This is a genomic window from Corallococcus sp. 4LFB, from assembly GCF_046520365.1.
GTDB lineage: Bacteria > Myxococcota > Myxococcia > Myxococcales > Myxococcaceae > Corallococcus > Corallococcus caeni.
Window position 1 is genome coordinate 1 of the sequence record NZ_JBKGHJ010000568.1, and the last position, 4,811, is coordinate 4,811.

General features: G+C 71.8%; 3 protein-coding genes. 2 read left to right on the plus strand and 1 reads right to left on the minus strand.

Annotation, left to right across the window (positions count from 1 at the left end):
• Window positions 1-201 precede the first annotated feature (201 nt).
• Window positions 202-1,749: a F0F1 ATP synthase subunit alpha gene (gene atpA / locus ACLEQD_RS36980; RefSeq protein ID WP_410390593.1), complete on the plus strand. Its 1,548-nt coding sequence runs from the start codon at window positions 202-204 to the stop codon at window positions 1,747-1,749.
• Between the two features lie 77 nt (window positions 1,750-1,826).
• Here the strand turns inward: atpA and ACLEQD_RS36985 are convergent, their stop codons facing one another.
• Complete coding sequence (locus tag ACLEQD_RS36985; protein ID WP_410390594.1) at window positions 1,827-2,675, minus strand: HAD family hydrolase; 849 nt, start codon at window positions 2,673-2,675, stop codon at window positions 1,827-1,829.
• A 216-nt stretch (window positions 2,676-2,891) separates the two neighbouring features.
• Here ACLEQD_RS36985 and ACLEQD_RS36990 point away from each other — a divergent pair, with 216 nt between their 5' ends.
• On the plus strand, window positions 2,892-4,646 hold the full coding sequence (locus tag ACLEQD_RS36990; protein ID WP_410390595.1) for a PAS domain-containing protein: 1,755 nt from the start codon (window positions 2,892-2,894) through the stop codon (window positions 4,644-4,646).
• The last annotated feature ends 165 nt before the right edge of the window (window positions 4,647-4,811 follow it).

Consider the following 4,811-nt stretch of genomic DNA (forward strand, 5'->3'; position numbering starts at 1 on the left):
CTGCGGGCGGGCGGGCCCCCACGTCCGGGCCGCCGGCTTACGTCCGCGATAAAGGGGCGCGGGGGTGGGGGAAGGCGCGGGCGCGTGGTGCGTTGCGATGGGGCCGGTGGCCGTGATAGGGGGCCACCCGGTACATCAAGCTTCGTGGCGGCCCCACCCCGTTCCTCCAGGCCGCCCCCTCCGCAAGGACGCTAGACGCCCATGGAAATCCGCGCCGACGAGATCAGCAGAATCATCCGGGAGCAGATCAAGGACTACGGCAAGAAGGTCACCGTCGCCGAGACCGGCACCGTGCTGTCCGTGGGCGACGGTATCGCCCGCGTGTACGGCCTGGAGGGCGCGCTCGCCGGCGAGCTGGTGGAGTTCTCCAACGGCGTGCAGGGCCTGGTCCTCAACCTGGAGGAGGACAACGTCGGCGTCGCCATCATGGGTGACTTCAAGGACATCCGCGAAGGCGATGTCGTGAAGCGCACCGGGCAGATCGCCTCCGTGCCGGTGGGCAAGGGCCTGCTGGGCCGCGTGGTGAACGCGCTGGGCCAGCCGGTGGACGGCAAGGGCCCCATCGAGGCCACCGAGCACCGCCGCCTGGAGGTGAAGGCGCCCGGCATCGTGAAGCGCAAGTCCGTGCACGAGCCCCTGCAGACGGGCATCAAGGCGCTGGACGCGCTGGTGCCGGTGGGCCGCGGTCAGCGCGAGCTCATCATCGGTGACCGCCAGACGGGCAAGACGGCCGTCGCGGTGGACGCCATCATCAACCAGAAGGGCCTGGGCGTTTACTGCGTCTACGTCGCCATCGGGCAGAAGCAGTCCACTGTCGCGCAGGTGGTGGAGAAGCTGAACAAGTACGGCGCCATGGAGTACACGACGGTCGTCGCGGCGAACGCGTCCGACCCGGCGCCCATGCAGTACTTCGCGCCGTACGCGGGCGTCGCCATCGGCGAGTACTTCCGCGACAACAAGATGCACGGCCTCATCGTGTACGACGACCTCTCCAAGCAGGCCGTGGCGTACCGCCAGCTGTCCCTGCTCCTGCGCCGCCCGCCGGGCCGCGAGGCGTACCCCGGCGACGTGTTCTACATCCACAGCCGCCTGCTGGAGCGCGCCGCCAAGCTGTCCGACGAGGAGGGCGCGGGCTCCCTCACGGCGCTCCCCATCATCGAGACGCAGGCGGGTGACGTGTCCGCCTACATCCCGACGAACGTCATCTCCATCACCGACGGGCAGATCTTCCTGGAGACGGACCTGTTCTTCTCCGGCGTCCGCCCGGCCATCAACGTCGGTCTCTCCGTGTCGCGCGTGGGTTCCGCGGCGCAGATCAAGGCCATGAAGCAGGTCGCGGGCTCCATGAAGCTGGAGCTGGCGCAGTACCGCGAGCTGGCCGCCTTCGCCCAGTTCGGCTCCGACCTGGACAAGGCCACGCAGGAGACGCTGGCGCGCGGCGCCCGCATGGTGGAGCTGCTCAAGCAGGGCCAGTACGAGCCCCTGTCCGTCGAGCGTCAGGTCATCCAGATCTACGCCGCGACGAACAAGGACGACGCCGGCAAGCGCGGGTGGATCCGCCAGGTGCCGGTGGGTGACGTGGTCCGCTGGATGAAGGAGATGCTGGAGTTCGTGGACAGCAAGTACCCGAACATCGTCGCCGACCTGGTCGCCAAGCGCGAGCTGACCGCCGACATCAAGGCGAACATCAACAAGGCGCTCACCGAGTTCAACGACCTGTTCCAGGCGACCCCGGGCGCCAAGGTCTAGCTTCGCGCCCCACGCGCGGTGCCGTAACGGACAGCCCCGTCCTCCCTTCGCTGGGAGGCGGGGCTTTTCGTTTGCCTTCAGCGCAGCCGGGGCAGGATGGCGCGCAGGCTCTTGTCGGCGCTGCCGCGCGCGCCCAGGCGCTCCACCGCGGCGCGCTCGTAGGGCATCACGTTGGCGCGCTCCACCAGCTGCACGTGCGCGCCCAGCGCGGCGGGCATGGCCAGGTCCAGCTCGAAGATGTCACCCGCGACGAGCGTGGACTCCGGGCCCGTGTGCGTGGCGTCCCAGATGCGCTTGAGCGCGGAGAAGTAGCGCCCGCGCCGCAGGTACACCGGCCGGCCCAGCACGCCGTCCAGGTGGAGCGCCTCCGGCAGCGCGTCGAACCGCGCGTCCTTCGGCTGCGCGTCCTCCAGCTGGAACTTGCGCGCGTCGCCGAACACCTGCAGCCGCTCGCGGCCCTTGGGCGCCAGCTTGTCCAGCTTGGCCTCCACCAGCTCCGTGTGCGCGTTCGTCACCACCGACACGGGCAGGCCCGTGGCGAGCAGCGCCTCCAGCACCTCCTTCGCCTCCGCCTTGAAGGCCGTGGCCGAGTGCCGGTACGCGTCCCGGTACAGCGTCTGCACCGTGTCCGTGCGCACCGCCTCGTCGTCGCCCTTGCCGAAGCGCCGGAGCAGCCGGTGCGCGGTGCAGGTGGCCGTCAGGTAGGGGTCCGCGGTGGCCGGCGCCACGATGCGCCCCGCCACCTCCCAGCCGTACTGGTCCACGCCCTCGTGCAGGGCGGCGACCTCCTCCGCCCACGCCTGGGACGCGTCCTGCCCCAGCACCCGGTACAGCGCCTCCTGGAAGTGCCGCAGGAAGGGCTCGCCCTCCGCCAGCACGTCCGTGAAGGTCCCATCGAAGTCCAGCACCACGCACGCAATCGCCATCCACCGGTCCTTGAAGCCCGGCCGCCCGAAGCACGGCCGTGAACGAAAGCCCCGAATGACGCCCCGTCGGCCGCTCCGAATCAAGTCCCCTGCCCTGCCTCCGGGTGGAGGCCGGTGCCAACTCCCGGAAAGCCGGTTCCAACCCGGGTCGGGTGGTCCCCCGTCCCCACCACCCCCACCCTAGAACCTCCCGCGGGGGAAGGGGGCTCCGCGCCCATGTCCGAGCCGACTGGCACCTTTCTGGCGGAGTCCACACCCGTGCCGCACGAGTGGCTGAGCACGGTGCTGCAGCTCCTGCCCGTGGGGGTCGTCATCGTGGACACGGCGGGCCGCCTGCTCGCGGCCAACGCCGCCGCCAGCGCGCTGTGGGGACAGGCCGCGCTGGCGGGGATGCGGCTGGAGCGCTTCGGCGCCTTCGAGGCGTACTGGCCCGGCACCGGCAAGCGGCTGCGCGGCGAGGAGTGGGCCGTGGCGCGCACGCTGAAGAGCCGGCAGACCGTGTCCAACGAGGAGGTGGACATCGTCGGCAGGGACGGCGCGCGCCGCACCATCCTCAACTCCGCGGCGCCGCTGTACTCGGCCGAGGGCCGGCTGGTGGGCGCGGTGAACATCAACGTGGACATCACCGAGCGCAAGGCCACCGAGCGCGCGGAGTTCTTCGTCAGCGAGGCGAGCCGGCTGCTCGCCGAGTCCCTGGACTGGGAGACGACGCTCAAGGCCGTGGCGCGGCTGGCCACGCTGGAGTGGGCGGACTACTGCATGGTGGACGTGCTGGGCCACGACGGCGCGCTGCACCGGCTCGCGCTCAGCGCGAGGGACCCCCGGAAGCAGGCGCTGCTGGACCAGACGCTGGGCTTCGCGCCGCAGGCGGGTTCGGGCTCGCCGCTCGCCCAGGTCTTCACGCGGGGCAAGCCCGTGCTCGTCGCGGACATCACGCCCCAGTGGCTGGACGACGTGGCCCGCTCGCCCGAGCACCGCCAGCTGCTGGAGACGCTGGCGCCGCGCTCCTCCATGCTCCTGCCCCTGACGGTGGGACGGCGGCGCTTCGGCATCATCAACCTGGTCTCCGCGTCCCCCGCGCGCCGCTACACCCGGCGCGACCTGGCGTACGCCACGGAGTTCGCGCGCCGCGCGGCCCTGGCGGTGGAGAGCGCCCGGCTGTACCGCGAGGCCCGCGAGGCCCTGCGCGAGCGCGACGCGTCCGCGGCCATGCTGGAGGCCTTCTTCGCCGCCTCGCCGGTGGGCATGGGCTTCGTGGACCCCAGCCTGCGCTACGTGCGGCTCAACAAGGTCGTCGCGCAGAACAACGGCATCCCCCTGGAGCGGCACCTGGGCCTCACGCCCCGCGAATTGATGGGCGAGGCGGGCGGCCCCATCGAGGACCTGCTGCGCCAGGTGCTGGAGTCGCAGGAGGCCGTGGTGGACGACCCGGTGGAGTACGTCGCGGGCCCGGAGCCGCGCACCTTCCTGGCCACGTACTTCCCCGTGCGCTCCGGCAAGGAGCTGCTGGGCGTGGGCGGCGTGGTGCGCGAAATCACCGAGCAGCGCCGCATGGAGGACCACCTGCGCTTCCTCACGGACGCGACCACGCAGCTGGCCATGTCCCTGGACTGGCGCACCACCGTGAGCAACGTGGCGGAGCTGGTGGTGGCGCAGCTGGCGGACTACTGCCTGGTGGACATGCTGGCCGAGGACGGCGAGCACCTGGAGCGCGTGGAGCACCGCGCCCGCAGCGACGAGCTCCAGGCCAAGCTGGAGAAGTCCATGCCCTTCGCGCCGCCGCCCGGCTCCCGTACGATCCTGCGCCGGGTGCTGGAGACGGGGCGCTCGGAGCTGGTGGGCGAGGTGGACGAGGCCGCCATGCGCGCCTTCGCCGTCAACGACGCGCACCGGCGCGCCCTGGAGGCGCTGGGCCCGCGCTCGGTGATGGTCGTCCCGCTGAGGCGCGCGGGCGCACGCTGGGCCTGGTGAGCGCCGCGACGTGCTCGCCCACGCGGCGCTTCAGCACGCGGGACCTGTCGCAGCTGGAGGACCTGGCCTGGCGCGCGGCGCTGGCGGTGGACAACGCGCGGCTGTACCGGCAGGCGGAGCAGGCCGTGGCCGCGCGCGACGAGTTCGTGGCGGTGGCGACGCACG